The organism is Microcoleus sp. D2_18a_D3 (genome assembly GCF_036702455.1).
GTDB lineage: Bacteria > Cyanobacteriota > Cyanobacteriia > Cyanobacteriales > Microcoleaceae > Microcoleus.
Genome location: NZ_JAUBTK010000119.1, coordinates 1 through 16,457, shown reverse-complemented (window position 1 = coordinate 16,457; position 16,457 = coordinate 1). Strand labels below are relative to the sequence as shown.

The 16,457-nt window shown below is 46.0% G+C and carries 12 protein-coding genes and 1 pseudogene; 8 read left to right on the top strand and 5 right to left on the bottom strand.

Features of this window, described 5'->3' with window-relative positions:
* Window positions 1-189: pseudogene (locus tag QUB06_RS31770) on the top strand (RNA-guided endonuclease IscB); the annotation flags it as partial.
* A gap of 408 nt (window positions 190-597) precedes the next feature.
* Here QUB06_RS31770 and QUB06_RS31765 read toward each other — a convergent pair.
* Entirely contained in the window at window positions 598-1,584 is a 987-nt protein-coding gene (locus QUB06_RS31765; protein ID WP_333438676.1) for an SGNH/GDSL hydrolase family protein, read from the bottom strand.
* Window positions 1,585-1,667: 83 nt separating this feature from the next.
* Window positions 1,668-2,909 (bottom strand): transposase, encoded by a 1,242-nt coding sequence (locus QUB06_RS31760; protein WP_333438675.1) that lies wholly within the window; start codon window positions 2,907-2,909, stop codon window positions 1,668-1,670.
* A gap of 217 nt (window positions 2,910-3,126) precedes the next feature.
* On the opposite strand from QUB06_RS31760, the gene btpA reads away from it, so the two are divergent.
* From btpA to QUB06_RS31735, 5 genes are all read left to right on the top strand, one after another.
* Entirely contained in the window at window positions 3,127-4,014 is an 888-nt protein-coding gene (gene btpA / locus QUB06_RS31755; protein ID WP_333438674.1) for a photosystem I biogenesis protein BtpA, read from the top strand.
* Between the two features lie 177 nt (window positions 4,015-4,191).
* Complete coding sequence (locus tag QUB06_RS31750) at window positions 4,192-5,115, top strand: vitamin K epoxide reductase family protein (RefSeq protein ID WP_333438673.1); 924 nt, start codon at window positions 4,192-4,194, stop codon at window positions 5,113-5,115.
* Window positions 5,116-5,705: 590 nt separating this feature from the next.
* Window positions 5,706-7,841: a CHASE2 domain-containing protein gene (locus QUB06_RS31745; RefSeq protein ID WP_445251440.1), complete on the top strand. Its 2,136-nt coding sequence runs from the start codon at window positions 5,706-5,708 to the stop codon at window positions 7,839-7,841.
* Window positions 7,842-8,703: 862 nt separating this feature from the next.
* On the top strand, window positions 8,704-8,859 hold the full coding sequence (locus QUB06_RS31740) for a hypothetical protein (protein ID WP_333287788.1): 156 nt from the start codon (window positions 8,704-8,706) through the stop codon (window positions 8,857-8,859).
* A 284-nt stretch (window positions 8,860-9,143) separates the two neighbouring features.
* Window positions 9,144-9,389 (top strand): hypothetical protein, encoded by a 246-nt coding sequence (locus QUB06_RS31735; protein WP_333438671.1) that lies wholly within the window; start codon window positions 9,144-9,146, stop codon window positions 9,387-9,389.
* Window positions 9,390-9,410: 21 nt separating this feature from the next.
* Here the strand turns inward: QUB06_RS31735 and nadB are convergent, their stop codons facing one another.
* The 3 genes from nadB to QUB06_RS31720 form a co-directional block, all read right to left on the bottom strand.
* Window positions 9,411-11,063: an L-aspartate oxidase gene (gene nadB, locus QUB06_RS31730; RefSeq protein ID WP_333438670.1), complete on the bottom strand. Its 1,653-nt coding sequence runs from the start codon at window positions 11,061-11,063 to the stop codon at window positions 9,411-9,413.
* Between the two features lie 316 nt (window positions 11,064-11,379).
* Complete coding sequence (psbU, locus tag QUB06_RS31725; RefSeq protein ID WP_333144020.1) at window positions 11,380-11,814, bottom strand: photosystem II complex extrinsic protein PsbU; 435 nt, start codon at window positions 11,812-11,814, stop codon at window positions 11,380-11,382.
* A gap of 252 nt (window positions 11,815-12,066) precedes the next feature.
* Window positions 12,067-13,029 (bottom strand): adenylate/guanylate cyclase domain-containing protein, encoded by a 963-nt coding sequence (locus QUB06_RS31720; RefSeq protein WP_333438669.1) that lies wholly within the window; start codon window positions 13,027-13,029, stop codon window positions 12,067-12,069.
* A 164-nt stretch (window positions 13,030-13,193) separates the two neighbouring features.
* Here QUB06_RS31720 and QUB06_RS31715 point away from each other — a divergent pair, with 164 nt between their 5' ends.
* Together QUB06_RS31715 and QUB06_RS31710 are read left to right on the top strand one after the other, a co-directional pair.
* Window positions 13,194-13,436, top strand: coding sequence for a hypothetical protein (locus tag QUB06_RS31715; RefSeq protein ID WP_333438668.1), 243 nt, complete (start codon window positions 13,194-13,196; stop codon window positions 13,434-13,436).
* A 531-nt stretch (window positions 13,437-13,967) separates the two neighbouring features.
* Complete coding sequence (locus QUB06_RS31710) at window positions 13,968-16,385, top strand: amino acid adenylation domain-containing protein (protein WP_333438667.1); 2,418 nt, start codon at window positions 13,968-13,970, stop codon at window positions 16,383-16,385.
* Window positions 16,386-16,457 lie beyond the last annotated feature (72 nt).

The window sequence follows — 16,457 nt, the reverse complement described above, 5'->3', positions numbered from 1 at the left end:
TTTAAGACTGGCGATATTGTCAGTGCAACCGTTACCGCAGGGAAGAAAATCGGCTGCTATGTAGGGCGGGTTCTCTGCCGTGCTTCAGGTAGTTTTGATATCGCAACCAAGTCTGAAAGAGTGGCAGGTATTGGTTATAAATATTGCAGTCCAATTCACAAAAAAGATGGCTATAGCTACGCATTTTGAAGAAAGTAACTTCAAGGCGACTGAAGTCGCTACCGCTTTCCTACCCAAGTCTGTCGCCAGGGGCTTCTCGCTCGTTTTTTGGTGAGAAGTTCGGCGAGCGCGTGCGTCGAGTTGCGCTCAGTCGAACGATTTTAGACTTTAGATTGATAATCAAGCATCCAGGATACAAGCCCCCGGATTCATTCCGAAAGCAGACTCAGGACCCAGAAATAAACAACCTGTATCCGATGAAACTTGCCGAACGTATTTATCCGTGAGGTCAATGCTTCAATTCTAAAATCTAAAATCTAAAATCTAAAATCTAAAATCGATTGACTCTGCAGATGAATCTGGGGGCTTGAACTAAGGTTTCAACTTTTTTGCTCTTGACAACAGCAGTCGTGGGCAAGTATCCGTCTTTAGGTGAAGTCAGGATTTATGCCAAAAAAGAGCGACTATTTGACGACTGATGGTTTTGCTAACGAGCTGATTTCCTTGAGGACTGAGGTGAATGCTGTCTCGATACAAAGTTGGAAATTCGGCCGCACAATTGAAAATGGGAAGAAAATCTATGTAAGTAATTTTCTCTGTTTCTACGAGTTCGGCGAGACGCGCTCTAGCTTTGACTTCCCAGTCGCGAGGGCCTGGGCCGCCGAGTTCGCCCCGCTTGGGCGTGACGGCTAGCAAAAACTCGATGTTGGCGGATACAGCTATTTTATGGATTTGGCGAATAGCCTCTAAGTTGCAGCCTACTACATCGCCGCTTGTGGCTTCGGGTGCTGCCAATTGAGGAGTCGGCACAGCAGGTAGCAGGTAGCGGCTCAATAACTCTAGCGTAGCCGATCGAGGTTTGCGATCCGGGTAAGATCGATCGCGCCCCACAACCAGATCACAAGGAGCCGATGCAAACAAATCGTCCGTATTGAGCAGCAACACCACAGCCTTTGCCCCAAAAACACCGAACCGCTTGGCGTAAGCAAGTTGATTCCTCGGCCCCCAAGAATTGGCTGAGGCATTGAGAACTTCAAAATTTAAATAGTTGACTTTTGAACCTAATTGTGCATCGCTCGCCAGATGCTGTACTTGCAGTCTCAAATTCCGAGCCATAATTTCCGAGATCGTATCTGTCTGATGTGTCCACCAACCGCCGTTGGCGACAGAATCTCCCAATAGCAAGACGCGCAGAGTTTCTGGAGGGGGTATCGGGGCGATCGCTCCGCTACGCATCGAATACTCGTTAATCTCAATCCGGTTGCCCAAGCGGCGCACCTTCTGGTTCGGCGCCAACAAATAGCCGCACTCGGCATCGGCAATGTAAATCAAAGGATTACCAAAACCCAGCAGCACCCGCAGCAGCACTTCGATTGCTGCCCACAATCCGGAGGTGACAGCCAAAATTATGAGAACAACTTTCACCACTTAACCTCGTTGACGAACTCCCCGGCAGACCAGCGCGGGGATTCTTAAAGGCTGCTTGAGGGTGGGCCGGGGCCACACCCTCAAGCTTTCTTCTTCTTGCTTCCGCGACTCTTAACTAGACCGTTGCCAGTCCCCGTCAGACCGTCTCCACAAGCATTTTCTTTAATGTCCAAGAAGCGTCCCTCCTCAGACAATCCGCGATTGCGGATAACTTGAGCTGCTGCTACGTCTCTATGCGTCGTGTAACCACACTCAGGGCATTGGTGGAGTCTTTCTTTAAGCTCCTTTTTACCTGTGTGCGTATCGCATTGAGGGCATACCTGCGAGGTGTAATCTTTATTAACCTTGCCAAAATATACGCCTCGTTTCCAGCAAACCCATTGCAGTATTGACACGAATTGGGCAAACCCAGCATCTAGCGTATGCTTGCAAAACATCCCTTTAGCCCAAACCCTGAAATCGATATCTTCGACGAATACCATTCGGGCCCGGTCACAAATATGATTAGCTTGCTTAAAATGCCAATCTTTGCGGGTGTCGGCAATATGCTGATGATGTCTAGCTATCTTTCTGTTTAGCTTGTGGCGGTTGTTAGACCCTTTTTTCTTGTTCTTTAACCGACGTTGCAGCAATTTCAGCTTGCGATGTTTGGTCTTCAAAAACTTGGGACGTTTAACTACTTCACCATCAGATGTTGCCAAGAATTGATCCAAACCAAGATCGAGCCCTATTGGATTTCCCGATGCTACAGGGTCGGGCACGTTAACATCACACCTCAGTGACATCACGACAAAATACCCTGAAGCCTTGCGAACTATCCGAGCTTGCTTGATTACAAATCCGTCTGGTATCTCCCTAGACTTAATGAACTCCACTTGACCCAGTTGGGGAAGCTTAATCGAATTCCCTTGGATGCAATTTTTAAGCATTTGGGGGAATACAAACGACCTCATCCGATACTGGTTTTTAAACCTTGGGAAACCCATTCCTTTGCGCTGCATATCCACAAAAGCTGTCTCCAGTCGTCTTAAGATTTGTTGGAGTACTTGAGCGTTCACAGTTTTTAGCTCTGGGATTTGCTCTTTTGCTTCTGTCAATGATTTGCTTTGCTGGAAATAATTTGGGTAAGCTGCATCAAGCGGAATGATGTATTCCTTAGAAATCGAGCAAGCATTGACCGCACATTTACGAGAGTTGATCCAGTCCTTGCGTTCCCGCAAAGCGTAGTTCCAAACCTTGCGACAAACCGTTAGAACCCGCTCAATTTCTTGAGCTTGCTCTGCGGTTGGCTTCAATTTGTACTCGTAACTAAGGTTTAACATTGCTCGTTTTCCCTGGATCTACAAAATAGAGTAGCATTTTGTAGAGTCAACGACAAGCAAAGCAATGTAAGGTAACTTGCAGGCTAAAGCCTGCCTCTAGCTTTCATCCCCGGTCTAAAGACACGGGGTTCTCAGCATATTTGCTATAGAATTCTAGAATATACCGTGACTCATCCGCCGTCAGCAGTCAGTGAACTTGGTGGTTTCAGGAAAATCCGTGGACTTAAAACAAATATTCAAAACGCCGAATCCCATAATCGGTGTCGTACATTTACAGCCTTTGCCAACTTCTCCCCGCTGGGGCGGAAACCTCAAAGCTATTATCGGAAGAGCCGAGCAAGAGGCTACAGCGCTGGCTTCTGGTGGCGCAAACGGTATCATTGTCGAGAACTTTTTCGACGCTCCTTTTGCCAAAGACAGCGTAGATCCGGCGGTGGTAAGTGCCATGACTCTGGTAGTCGAGAGGCTAACAAATCTCGTGACGCTGCCGATCGGCGTTAACGTGCTGCGAAACGACGCCCACAGCGCGATCGCCATCGCCTCCTGCACAGGAGCTCAATTCATCCGCGTCAACGTCCTCAACGGCATCATGGCTACAGACCAAGGCTTAATTGAAGGCCAAGCTCACCAGCTACTGCGCTACCGCCGGGAATTGGGCAGCGATGTCAAAATATTAGCAGACGTGTTAGTCAAGCACGGGCGACCCCTAGGCAGCCCCAACTTGACCACAGCCGTCCAAGAGACGATCGGGCGAGCTTTAGCCGACGCCGTAATCCTTTCCGGCTGGACAACTGGTAGCCCTCCCAATCTCGAAGACTTAGAACTCGCGAGTGCAGCAGCAGCGGGAATTCCAGTTTTCATCGGCAGCGGCGCCTCGTGGGAAAACATTTCCACCCTCATGCAGGCCGCTGACGGCGTAATCGTATCGAGTTCCCTGAAGCGAAACGGCCGCATCGAGCAGCCCATCGATCCGATCCGCGTCAGTCAGTTTGTAGAAGCCGCCCGCCGCAGCTTGTCACAGAAAGAGCCCCAACAGGAAAATAGAGATGCTAATGGCTCAAGAGGGCCAACACCGGAACCGGGCAAAGTCACAAGTAAAACGTAAAATAGGAATTGTTGACTGTTGACTCTTGGCAGTAGTCAGTTGGCAGTTGGCAGTAGTCAGTAGTCATCAGTTATCAGTCATCAGTCATTAGTTAACAATTAACAGTCAACAGTCAACAGTCAACAGTCAACAGTCAACAGTCAACAATTCCCAATTCCCAAATTACCAAATCAAAAAATGATTCGCCGACGTTCAACCCCTTGGATTCATCGCTGGTCTAGGACTGTGATGGCAGCGATCGCAGCCATAGGCGTCGTAGAAACGGCCTATCTCACGATCGCTAAATTCACGAATGGCTCGGTCATTTGTCCCACCAGCGGCTGCGACAAAGTTCTCAACAGTCCCTACGCTACAGTCTTTGGCACAGTGCCTTTAAGTTTGTTAGGCTGTCTGGCTTACCTGAGCATAGCAATCCTGGCCTTGGCTCCCAAAGCCGTCAATCCCGCCACCAATAAAGGACTGCACTCTCAACTCGAAAAAAACACTTGGCAAGCGCTATTTATCATCACCGCTGCGATGGTAATTTTCAGCAGCTATTTGATGTATTTGATGGCTTTTGAAATTCAGGATCTGTGCATTTACTGCGTCACTTCTGCCTTATTTGCGCTGTCGCTGTTTGTGCTGGTGCTAGCCGGGCGCGAGTGGGAAGATATCGGACAGTTGGTGTTTACAGGCATTTTGGTGGCAATGGTGAGTTCGATCGGCGCCTTGGGACTTTATAACAGCGTCAAGTCACCTCCTCCTATTGTCTCTACCCCCGGAATTGCACCCCCTGCTGTCACTACCACCTCCGGCCCGGCACAAATTGCTTTGGCCCGCCACCTCCGACAAATCGGCGCTAAAGAGTACGGCGCTTACTGGTGTCCCCACTGCCACGACCAAAAAATGCTGTTCGGCAAAGAAGCAGCCAAAATAATTGATTATTTTGAATGCGATCCCAGGGGGCAAAATTCCCGCGCCCAAATGTGCCAAGCTGTTGCTGCGAATGTTAAAGGTTTCCCGACTTGGGAGATTAATGGTCAGTTTTATGCAGGGACACAATCTTTGGATAAACTCGCTGATTTATCGGGTTACACCGGCCCCCGCAACTTTCAAAACTAACAGGAAAGTGGGAAATTATAGATGACAGATTTTAGATTGATGGGCAGGAAATATCCTGGTTTTTTACTGAGTTTAGCGTGGGATCGTGCTGCGAAATCAATCTAAAATCTTGCATCTATTATAATCAATAAAAAAATAGTAAAAATTAGTTATAACGAAAAAGTTTAAAACAAGTTGTGGGTTTTTAGTATTTAGATCGGCGAATAACTACTAAAACTTTTACAGAAAAATGCAATAAACCGGGTTTCTGCTTCCAGAATGATTGTTGAAATGACATATTTTGGTGGCGAAACCCGGTTTCTACTGTTGCAGCCCGATCGCACCGAAAAACCAAAAAATTGGATAATCTAAAATCTAAAATCGACTCGCCCGCACCGAAAAACCAAAAAATTGGATAATCTAAAATCTAAAATCTAAAATCGACTCGCCCGCACCGAAAAACCAAAAAATTGGATAATCTAAAATCTAAAATCGACTCGCCCGCACCGAAAAACCAAAAAATTGGATAATCTAAAATCTAAAATCTAAAATCTAAAATCTAAAATCGACTCGCCCCGAAGATGTAAAACCTATAGGTAGTAGTAGTTTAGATGCTCAAAGGGCGAGGTCCAAATCCCCAAAATATGCTAGAAACTATCAAAAAATGGGTCGATCGAGAACGCCGAGTATTGATTACTGCGAGTGCCGTTGCTAGTACGGTGATTGTAATGCGCTGGTTCGGATTTTTGCAGGTGTGGGAATGGGCTGCTTTCGACCACTTTGTGCGCTGGCGGCCGGCCGAACCCATTGACTCGCGCATCGTCATTGTAGAAATTAAGGAAGCTGACTTGCAAAAATACGGCTACCCAATTTCGGATGCTGCCTTGGCCCAATTGCTGCAAAAATTGCACGCTGGCAAGCCGCGGGCGATCGGCCTCGACGTTTACCGAGATTTGCCAACTCAACCGGGTAACGCCGAATTGCTCAAAACTTTTAAAACTATTCCCAACTTAATCGGCATTGAGTTGATGCCAGACGAAACCCGCTTCGGAGTTCGCCCGCCTCCGGTACTTGACAAGCTCGATCGAATCGGTTTCAACAACGTTGTTATCGACGCTGACTCAAAAGTGCGGCGAACTTTGCTCTACGCTTGGCCCGGAGACGGCAAAACTCATCAAAGTTTCGCACTCAGACTGGCTTTGCTTTACCTCAAAAGCGAAGGAATTTCCCCTCAACGAGCCAGAGTCAATCCTAAATACTTGCAATTAGGCAAGGGGGTTTTTCGGCCTTTTCAACCGAATGACGGTGCTTACGTTCGATCGGACAGCCGTGGGTATCAAATTTTGACCAACCTGCGCGGCCCGCGAGGCAGTTTTCGCACTGCATCGATGGACGATGTGCTTTCTGGCAAAGTACCTGCTGATTTTGTACGATCGCGCATTGTCTTGATCGGCTCAAATGCCCCCAGCCTCAAAGACTTTTACCAAAATTCTTACAGTTCCGGTTGGTTTGGTCCTCCCCAGCAAATACCGGGAGTCGAGCTTCAGGCTCATTTCTTGAGCCAAATTTTGAGTGCCGCTCTCGACGGGCGCGGGAGTATCAATGTCTGGCCAGAGGCTGCGGAGTTGCTGTGGATTTTACTGTGGTCTTGGGCGGGAGCAAATGTGAGTTGGAATTTGCGATCGCTTGGTCGATCGGCTTACTGTTTATTAAGTATCTGTCTAGGTCTGAGTGCCAGTTTATACTTAGCATTTTTAGCAGGTTGGTGGCTACCGTTAATTCCTCCAATCCTCAGTGTTGTGGGTTCTGGTGCTGCTGTTGTGGGTTATCTGGCTCACTTGCAAGAAGAATTAAAACGGTCTAAAGAATTTTTACAATCGCTAATCGATACAATTCCCGACCCCATTTTTGTCAAAGATCGAAATCACCGCTGCGTAGTTTTGAATCAGGCATATTGTCGGTTTATTGGCTATCCTTTAGAAATTTTAACTTGCCGAACCGATTACGATTTATTTCCCCAAGCCGAAGCCGAGATATTTTGGCAGCAAAACGAATTAGTATTTCAAACTCACCAGCCGCGAGAAAATGAAGAATATTTTACAGACGCTCACGGAATTACGCATCTGATTGCGACTAAAAGATCCCTGCATAAAGATGCTGCCGGCAACCTATTTTTAGTCGGAGCAATTAGAGATATTACCGAGCGCCAACTTCGGCAAAATGCCCTAGAACAAAAAAATGCTGAACTCAGCCACCAAGCTTATCACGATGCTCTTACCGGTTTGCCCAACCGCCAAATGTTCTACGAATGCTTGCATCAGTCTCTAGAAATAGCCTCCCGCAATCAGGAATTGGTAGCTTTACTGTTTTTAGATTTAGATGGATTTAAATCAATCAACGACACTCTCGGACACAATGTGGGCGATTTACTCTTAAAAACAGTTGCCAGTCGGCTCAAAAAATGCTTGCGGGGCAGCGATACCATCTCGCGGTTGGGCGGCGACGAGTTCACAGTCATTTTGCCCGCAATTCCAGGTCGCGAGGAAGCTGCGAAAGTAGCGGAAAAAATTTGCGACGCCATCATGCAGCCTTTTATTTTAGAAGAACATACAGTTTCTGTAACTACAAGTATTGGCATTGGTTTATATCCCATTGACGGTCAAGAGCCAGATATTTTAGTTAAGAATGCCGATGTTGCGATGTATCGTGCTAAGGAACGCGGGAAAAATCAATATCACTTTTATTAATTAAGATTAGTTAAAAACAGAATGCAACTGTAGGTAAAGTCCCACCCCGATATTGATAAGTCAATCGATTTTAGATTTTAGATTTTCGATTAAAGAATTCAAGCATTGACCCCACGGATCAATTCGGGGGGCAAGTTTCGGGAGCATCTCAATGAAAGCAGCAAAGCTCGAAATTGGAATTAGGAGTCAGGAGTCAGGAGTCAGGAGGAAAGAAGAAGAAGGAAGGAGCCATAATAAGTGTTTTTACAAATATGAGATGCTCCCCAAGTTTCATCGGATACAGGTTTTTTATTTCTGGGTCCTGAGTCTGCTTTCGGAATGAATCCGGGGGCTTGTATCATGGATGCTTTCGGTCATTTGTAATTATTCAATTTTTTTATCTAAAATCTCAATTATTTCAGACAAAATTTGAGCAATTTTTAGAAATCAAACCCTAATTGGGCCGTGAGGGAGATATTATTTCAGACCTCCCCTGTGCAGCTAACTTAAAAAAATAGCTCGCTCCGTGAACAAACCTGACGGTCAACCGAGTACAGTTAGACTGCAGGCTTCTTTTTCCTTTTTTTCAAAGGCTTTTTATAGTGAGGTAGTTCCACCCCCACTTGCTAATATAGTATCACAGTATTTCCCGATCATCTTGGGGTATAAAAGAATAATTGTCGCTTTGGGTACCTACACCCGACGAGCATTTCATCACGCGGGCGTAATTCCCAACGGGGTACGGGGCTCCGCGCTCAGATTAATCCCCTCTAAATATACGCCCGGGACTTCCTGGCTGGTAGTTAAACTGTAAGCCCTCTAAGCTTTTTGAAACCGTTCAAAAAAATGTCCAAAGTAGTGAAATCTCAAAGGGAGCATCTCAATGAAAGCAGCAAAGCTCGAAATTGGAATTAGGAGTCAGGAGTCAGGAGTCAGGAGGAAAGAAGAAGAAGGAAGAAGGAAGGAGGAAGAAGGAAGGAGCCATAATAAGTGTTTTTACAAATATGAGATGCTCCCAATCTCAAATCACATAATTTAAAGTTCTCTCATCTGTCATCTGTCATTAGAGAGATTTAGCTCAATATAAAACTTATGAGAGCAACTTGCCGTCTTATCTAAATGTTACAAAATATTAAAATAAATCACAACCTGAAACCAAATTAAAATCGTCAAAAAGCCTTAATGTAAAAAAAAATTATGTAAATTTACTAAAATTAATTAAAGTAAATGTAAAGATATCAGTGGAAATACGGAAATTGACAGATATAATAGGTGGTACAGACGTGGATCTATTGCGATGATTTGAATAAGGCTGTGAATACTATGCGTACTTTGATTCAGCTCACAAAAACGGCAACCCTGGCTGCCTGCCTGCAAGTGAATATAGTCGGCACCGCAAATGCGGCTCGACTTGCCAGCAACTCAACTAGCAATTTCACAAAAGCCCGTAGCACGGGCGAGATCCCCAGAGTTGGGACAGTTACACCAACCTCTAGGTTGGGAAATCCCCAACAATACGAACCAGACCCGAACGGGAACCCCGAAAGTGAGGGTACGGGAACGCGCTGACCCCAAATTTTCAATCAATTTTCAATCTTCTATTCGCGGAGATTTGTACCAATTAAATTGGTTAATTAAAGTATGGCTGCACCAATCCGGATCGGTGAGAGGATAGTCCACTCGGTAATGACCGCCGCGACTTTCAGTGCGAAACGCAGCACTTTTGACAATTAAATAGCCGATATCCAATAAATTCCCAACTTCTCCCCAATTTCGCAAAATTGAGCTATTCTCCGCCTCAGCAGGGGAAAAATCAATAATTTGTCCGGGCTGTAAATTATTAAGCGCTTGACTCAAAGGCAACGAAGCAAATTCTTGTCGCCAAATCTCAAGTTGGACGATCGCACTTTCCAAATCCCGCTGTCCCCGGCAAATTCCCGCACTCTGCCACACCAAATTCGGCAATTCGACCCGCAACCTTTCGATCGCCTCAATGTCCTTTTCAGAAATCGATTTTTCCCAAATTTCCCCTGCCTCGAACCGATCGGCGAATGCCTCGGGTCTTCCACCTTCTAGCTGCAAAAGTCCCATCTGCGCCCCAAAAACCAGACATTCCAGCAGCGAATTGCTCGCCAACCGATTAGCGCCGTGTACCCCCGTGCTCGCAGTTTCTCCCACCGCGTACAAACCCGGAATCGAAGTTTGGTTAAACTTGTCAGCCACAATTCCTCCCATCCAGTAATGGGCCGCAGGCGTCACCGGCACCGGTTCGGAAAAAATATCAATTCCCCAGTCAGCGCAAACTTGAATAATATTTGGAAACCTGTAGCGCAGTCGATCGACCGCAATCGGGCGCAAATCCAGCCAAACATGAGGTTCCCCCGTTTTTTGTAAGTGGCGGAAAATAGCGCGACTAACAACATCCCTAGGGGCGAGTTCCCCGCTGGGGTGAGAGTCAAAAGCAAAGCGATATCCCTTACTGTCAACCAAATGAGCTCCTTCTCCCCGCACCGCTTCGCTAATGAGAAACCGAGGCGCGCCCGCTGTGCTGAGTGCCGTCGGGTGAAACTGCACAAATTCTAAATCTCGCAGCAGCGCCCCGGCGCGCCACGCAATTGCCACCCCGTCCCCGGTACTTACCGACGGATTGGTCGTTTGAGCAAAAACCTGTCCGCCGCCGCCTGTCGCCAGCACCACGGCTTTAGCCTGCAGCCACTTGACTTGTGAACCGCAAATCGAGCTAAGGCCCTGACAGCGCCCGGTTTCGTCTAGCCACAGACTCAAAGCAAAGGCAGGAGATACGAGTTGAATGTTTTTGCGGCTCAATACTTTTGCTGTCAGCGTACTGATAACGGCTTTGCCCGTAGTGTCGGCGGCGTGGAGAACTCGGCGGCGGGAGTGGGCGGCTTCTAGGGTGAGGGCTAAATCTGGGCCGGTGCGATCGAATGCAACGCCCATTTTCACCAGGGAGTCAATGCAAGCACCAGCTTCCTCGACTAAAAATTTCACCGCATCTAAATCGCAAAGACCTGCTCCCGCAGCCAGTGTATCCTGAACGTGCAGCGCTGCGGAATCTTCAGGAGCGATCGCCGCAGCAATCCCTCCTTGAGCCCAATCGCTGGCAGAAACAGGCAGGGTATTTTTATTGATCAAGCCCACCTGCAAATGTTCTGGCAGGCAAAGTGCCGTGTACAAACCGGCCGCGCCAGCACCTATTACCAATACGTCAAATTTGTCAGTCATAAGTCTGCCGCCAGTCGATTTTAGATTTTAGATTTTAGATTTTAGAATTGAGTCTACAGATGAATCTGGGGACTTGAACTAATGTCTGTCAAGGGATTTTAGATTTTAGATTTTAGATTTTAGATTTTAGATGAATCAGGGGAACCCGCTGATTTCAATCTAGCGAATTTTGGTCGGCTTTTGCCGAATGGTGGTTGAAAGTAAGTCTTGATAAATTAAAGGCAGAAGTCATCAGCCTAAGAGAAAAAAAATCTTTTCTTTCGGCCGTTTGCCTTCTGCCCAATGACTTCTGCCTTCAAATGAGGCCCGCTGCTACCTAGTCGTAGAGACCGTTATTCAACCTGGTGTCTCCTTCAATAAAGACTGATTCGACATCAGTTACGGTGAATTTGTCCAAGTTAGCTTGCAGCACTTTTTTCTGAGCTTCCGTCAAACCTGAAATGTTGAGTACGTCCTCAACTTTTTCGTAGGGAGCGTTCTTAATAATTAGTCCAGCTAAAGTGGGATACAACCCTCGATATTGGCGAAAGTCCCGGACGGCGCTGTTGTTCAAATCAAGTTTTTTGCCGTATTCTGTGGCAAGCTTCTCATCGGCGCGATTGGTTCTAGCCGGAGCTTCAACAGCTAGGAGCGAGGATGATGGCAAGACGATACGGCTTAATGACGCCGCGATCGCGCTTTGGTCTCCAGCCCATGCAAAGCAGCCCAGCACTAAGCCCAATACTGCCAATAGACGACCCAATCGTTTCATGAAGTTTTGTCTCCCAATTTCATACACAGCATTTATGTAGAGACTACCATTTTGCTTATGCAGTTTTTCAGACAAATCCGCAGCAGGCAGATATCTGTTATAAAATTTACCTTTAGGTATTGACAACTCTGAGGATATATGATATATTCGGCTTTTTAAGCATCGCAGGCAAGTTTATCAAAGGCACTCCAAATTAAAAACTCGGACTGCCATTTTAAAGGGTTAATTTTTGCCCTGCACCCAATTTTCTAGCTATCGAGAACTCTTTCCTTTGCTTTTGAGAAAAGCGTTCAAGTCAGCATAAGTACCGCCGTAAGCCACGCTGGGATTCTCGTAACCCTTCAAAGAAACAATGTGCTGCTCGAAAGCGCCCTGGGCCCCCAATTGCGTCAGGTATTTGTAGGTAGTTTGTCCCACAGCGATATCCTTGCCGAGTTGCTTGGTGCAAGATTCCAGGCGAAATGCTGCGTTTACAGTATCTCCCAAGGCGGTATAGTCCGATCGGTCGCTGCTGCCAGAATTTCCCACCATTGCATAACCGGTATTGATGCCGGCCCCGACTCGCAATGGAAAAGGCAGGGGGTAACGGCTGCTGAGTTCGTCTGTTGCCTTGTGCAGTTCGCTCAAAGCTTGGCAAATCCGCATCATCTCCTCGCTGCTGACATCACTGGTTTTGTGAAACCAGACTGCCATGATGGCATCGCCGATGTATTTGTCCACCCAACTGCCGTGTTCGCGAATGATCTGTCCTGCTTTGCGGAACCAATTGCCGATGACTTCCGAGAGGAGGGTTTCGTCTAGCTGTCTAGTCAAAACTGTAAAGTCTCGGATGTCCATTACCATGACGCTAATCAGGCTACGCACCGTCAAAGTCGCCGTAAAATCTTCAGAGTCTGTCTCGTGTATTGGTGGATCGTGCCGGTGGCCGGCGGTTGGGTTGTAGAAGTCCAATTCGGTTTGACCGAAAATAATCCGATCGCCATTTCTGAGAGTGACAGGAATACTGACCCGCCGCCCGTTGACAAAGGAACCATTGCGGCTGCCCAAGTCGATCAGGTAGAACTCTCCTGTCTCCATTTGCTGTAACATCGCGTGATTACGGGAAATCCAGCGATCTGTCAGTACAAAATTATTGTCATCGCTCCGCCCTACTGTCCAGCAATTGCTGCCGGAGAGCGGCAAGTAGCGATTGCCGCCTTCTGTGCGAAGTACCATATGTGGATTGGGTTGCACTCGTCACAACAGTCCTAGAAACGACACAAAATTAACCGATTTGAGATTTGAGACTTCAGATTTTAGATTTTTTAGTCCATCATCGATGCACCTAGCCCCTGCGGGATTGGTCAACCATAAATTCGATCGAGCGAGCGAAGGTATTTATGATTCCATCTACCAAAGCAGCCCGTAAAAACAGACTGTCTACCAAGATTGTACCTGATAATACTGCCTGCCCCGGAGCGGAGACAACTTTTATTTATTTTGATGGGCCAGAAAAAAGTGGGAAAATGGCTCTCTGGCTAGGCGGCTACCGTGTACACACAAGTCCAAATCTTTTAACACCATTCCTGAAACCCAAGTTTCGCATGAATCTCAGAAAGGAAGCTTATTTTCCTGAATTTTAAGTTATTGATTCGGCCAAACGAGAAATCAAGATTTTAGGAAACAGCGTTTCTCCAATATGGGTCAGCGAGCAACTTGTCTGTACAGGGTAGAGCTAGGCGGGGGTAGGGGGTGTGGGCTGCTATGCAGATCCAGAGTTCTGTGAACTACTCCTTATGGTGTAGCCTTCCCATTTCAACCGGAACAGCCGATCGTACCGAAGACTTCCTTAATAACTGACTCTCTCAGTATTTTTACTTAATAATCCGAGATTGAGCCACCGCCATCAACTCGAAATAACCCATCTGACTGTTGAGGCTGCGGAATGGGAGTCATAAATTCACCTAAATTGACCTTTTGTTCCGGATGAACATAATGAGGTCTAGTAAGTTATGTAAGCCTATGGCACGACCCAAAGTTTGGTGTCATTGATTACCGCCTTTGCAAGCAAAATAAGGACGGTAAAGCACCAGCAATGGCTACCTAATCAATGCTTAACATCCTACAGAGCGTCGTGAGCTAGGTTCGTAATAACTTATTTATCAATGTTGGTAATGAGAATCCTAGAAAAATTCTGCATTCATAAGTTAGTAGAATCCCAAGTAAGTCAAACACCAAATGCTATTGCTGCTCTTTTTAGCAGCGAGCAAATAACTTATCAACAATTAAATAATAAAGCCAATCAATTAGCACATTATCTGAAAAGCTTAGGGGTTAATTCAGAGACGCTGATTGGAGTATGCGTTGATCGATCGCTGAATATGTTAATCGGACTTCTGGGAGTCTTAAAAGCCGGTAGTGCTTACGTCCCTCTTGACCCCACTTATCCCGAAGATCGGTTAGCTTTTATGTTGGAAGACTCCCAGCTTCCGCTACTACTTACCCAAACCCATCTTCTCAGCTCCCTACCTAAAAGAAATGGTATGCGAGTGGTATGTTTAGATTCAGATTGGCAAGACATTGAGCAATTCAGCCAAGATAATTTAGAAAGCGAAGTCACACCTGATAATTTAGCCTATACAATATACACCTCTGGCTCAACGGGTAAACCAAAAGGCGTGCAAATTATTCACCGTGCTGTAGTCAATCTTCTGCTCTCCATGAAACAAGAACCAGGATTGACAGAGCGAGATGTACTACTAGCAGTAACTACGATATCCTTTGATATTGCTGTTTTAGAACTTTTCTTACCATTAATAGTTGGTGCTCGCGTTGTGATTGTTAGTCGCGCAGTCGCCATCGATCCCATCAAGTTATCTAAAACAATCACTGAATCGGGCGCTACAGTCATGCAGGCAACTCCTGCAACCTGGAAAATGCTATTAGCCGTTAATTGGCAAGGCGATCGCAATTTAAAAATTCTTTGTGGAGGAGAACCTCTCACTCGACACTTAGCTAATCAATTACTAGAGCGAAGTTCCTCCCTTTGGAATATGTACGGGCCGACTGAGACAACTATTTGGTCAACCATTCATCAGGTAGAAGCTGGTGAGGAAACCATACCAATTGGTCGCCCAATTTTAAATACTCAAATTTATCTGTTCAAGTATCCACGCCATTCTCACAACGATAATCTTGAGCTTGTTGCTGATGGCTCTGAGGGAGAGATTTACATTGGTGGTATGGGAATAGCGAGAGGTTATCTTAACCGTCCAGAGATAACTGAGGAAAGGTTTATTGATGATACTTTTAACAATGAACCGGGCGCTCGTCTTTATAAAACTGGTGACTTAGCTCGTTATCTTCCAGACGGTAATATTGCCATTATTGGGCGCAGTGACTACCAAGTCAAAATTCAGGGACACCGAATTGAATTAAAAGATATTGAAGCTGCCTGCTTCGAGATTCCTGCGGTGAAGGATGTGGTAGTGGTTGTTAGTAATGATGCTCAGGGATACGATTACTTAGTTGCTTATGTGGTGTTGAATTCACAAGCATTAAAGCAGAGTTCGGCAGGCTTCCGAGCCATGCTAAAAGAAAAATTGCCGGAGTACATGATTCCTGCGCTTGTGGTCTTTATGGATGCTTTGCCATTAACACCTAATTGTAAAGTAGATCGACAGGCACTACCGGCACCAACTCTTGATAATGTTGAAAATTTTGTTGCTCCACGCACGGAAATAGAGAAACAATTGGTTGAAATTTGGACTTATGTTTTAGGAGTGCAAATTGGCATCCATCAAAACTTTTTTGAGTCAGGCGGAAATTCATTACGCGCCGCCTTATTACTAAATCGAGTATCGCAAGCTTTCCCAGTGGAATTGTCTTTAGATTGCCTGTTCAAATCTCCGACAATTGCTGGATTAGCTGAAGTAATTGAGGCTGTGCAGTCTTCGGGATCTACGGCGATTTTTGAAACAAATATTGCTGAGTTATCGGCGGATGCAGTCTTAGATGAAACTATTCACCCCTTGACAATTACCAGATTTAGACCGAAGCACATTTTCTTGACAGGGGCAACGGGTTTTGTTGGTGCTTTTCTATTGCACGAATTGTTGCTGCATAATCCCCAAGCGACTATTTATTGTTTAGTTCGTGCTGATAATTTGGAATCCGCGACCTCTCGACTGCGTAGCACTCTGCAAAATTACGAAATTTGGGAAGAAGAATTTAGTAGGAGAATTATCCCCATAGTTGGAGATTTATCACAGCCATCTTTGGGACTGTCAACACCCAATTTTAGTGAATTAGCAGATGTCGTTGATGTGATTTATCACTGTGGTGCTTATGTCAATTTGGTTTATCCCTACAGTGCGTTACGGGATGCAAATGTGGGCGGAACAAAGGAGATATTGCGTCTAGCCACCCTGACTAAAATTACACCTGTCCACTATATTTCTACTCTGGATATCTTTCAATCGTCGAACTATGAGGGTATGAAATTAATTGCCGAAACAGACGATTTACTTAGTGCTGAAGGATATTCAGATGGTTATGCTCAAAGTAAATGGGTGGCAGAAAAATTAGTGTAAGGATTCAGGTCTGAGAGTGGGGAATTAAAGAAGGCATAAATAAGTCACAAGAATGGGCAGATATAGCATCAC

Coding starts and splice junctions, on each gene's coding strand:
- QUB06_RS31760 (WP_333438675.1), bottom strand. CDS start 2,909: ATGTTAAACCTTAGTTACGAGTACAAATTGAAGCCAACCGCAGAGCAA.
- QUB06_RS31750 (WP_333438673.1), top strand. CDS start 4,192: ATGATTCGCCGACGTTCAACCCCTTGGATTCATCGCTGGTCTAGGACT.
- QUB06_RS31745 (WP_445251440.1), top strand. CDS start 5,706: ATGCTCAAAGGGCGAGGTCCAAATCCCCAAAATATGCTAGAAACTATC.
- QUB06_RS31740 (WP_333287788.1), top strand. CDS start 8,704: ATGAAAGCAGCAAAGCTCGAAATTGGAATTAGGAGTCAGGAGTCAGGA.
- QUB06_RS31735 (WP_333438671.1), top strand. CDS start 9,144: ATGCGTACTTTGATTCAGCTCACAAAAACGGCAACCCTGGCTGCCTGC.
- nadB (WP_333438670.1), bottom strand. CDS start 11,063: ATGACTGACAAATTTGACGTATTGGTAATAGGTGCTGGCGCGGCCGGT.
- psbU (WP_333144020.1), bottom strand. CDS start 11,814: ATGAAACGATTGGGTCGTCTATTGGCAGTATTGGGCTTAGTGCTGGGC.
- QUB06_RS31720 (WP_333438669.1), bottom strand. CDS start 13,029: ATGGTACTTCGCACAGAAGGCGGCAATCGCTACTTGCCGCTCTCCGGC.
- QUB06_RS31715 (WP_333438668.1), top strand. CDS start 13,194: ATGATTCCATCTACCAAAGCAGCCCGTAAAAACAGACTGTCTACCAAG.
- QUB06_RS31710 (WP_333438667.1), top strand. CDS start 13,968: ATGAGAATCCTAGAAAAATTCTGCATTCATAAGTTAGTAGAATCCCAA.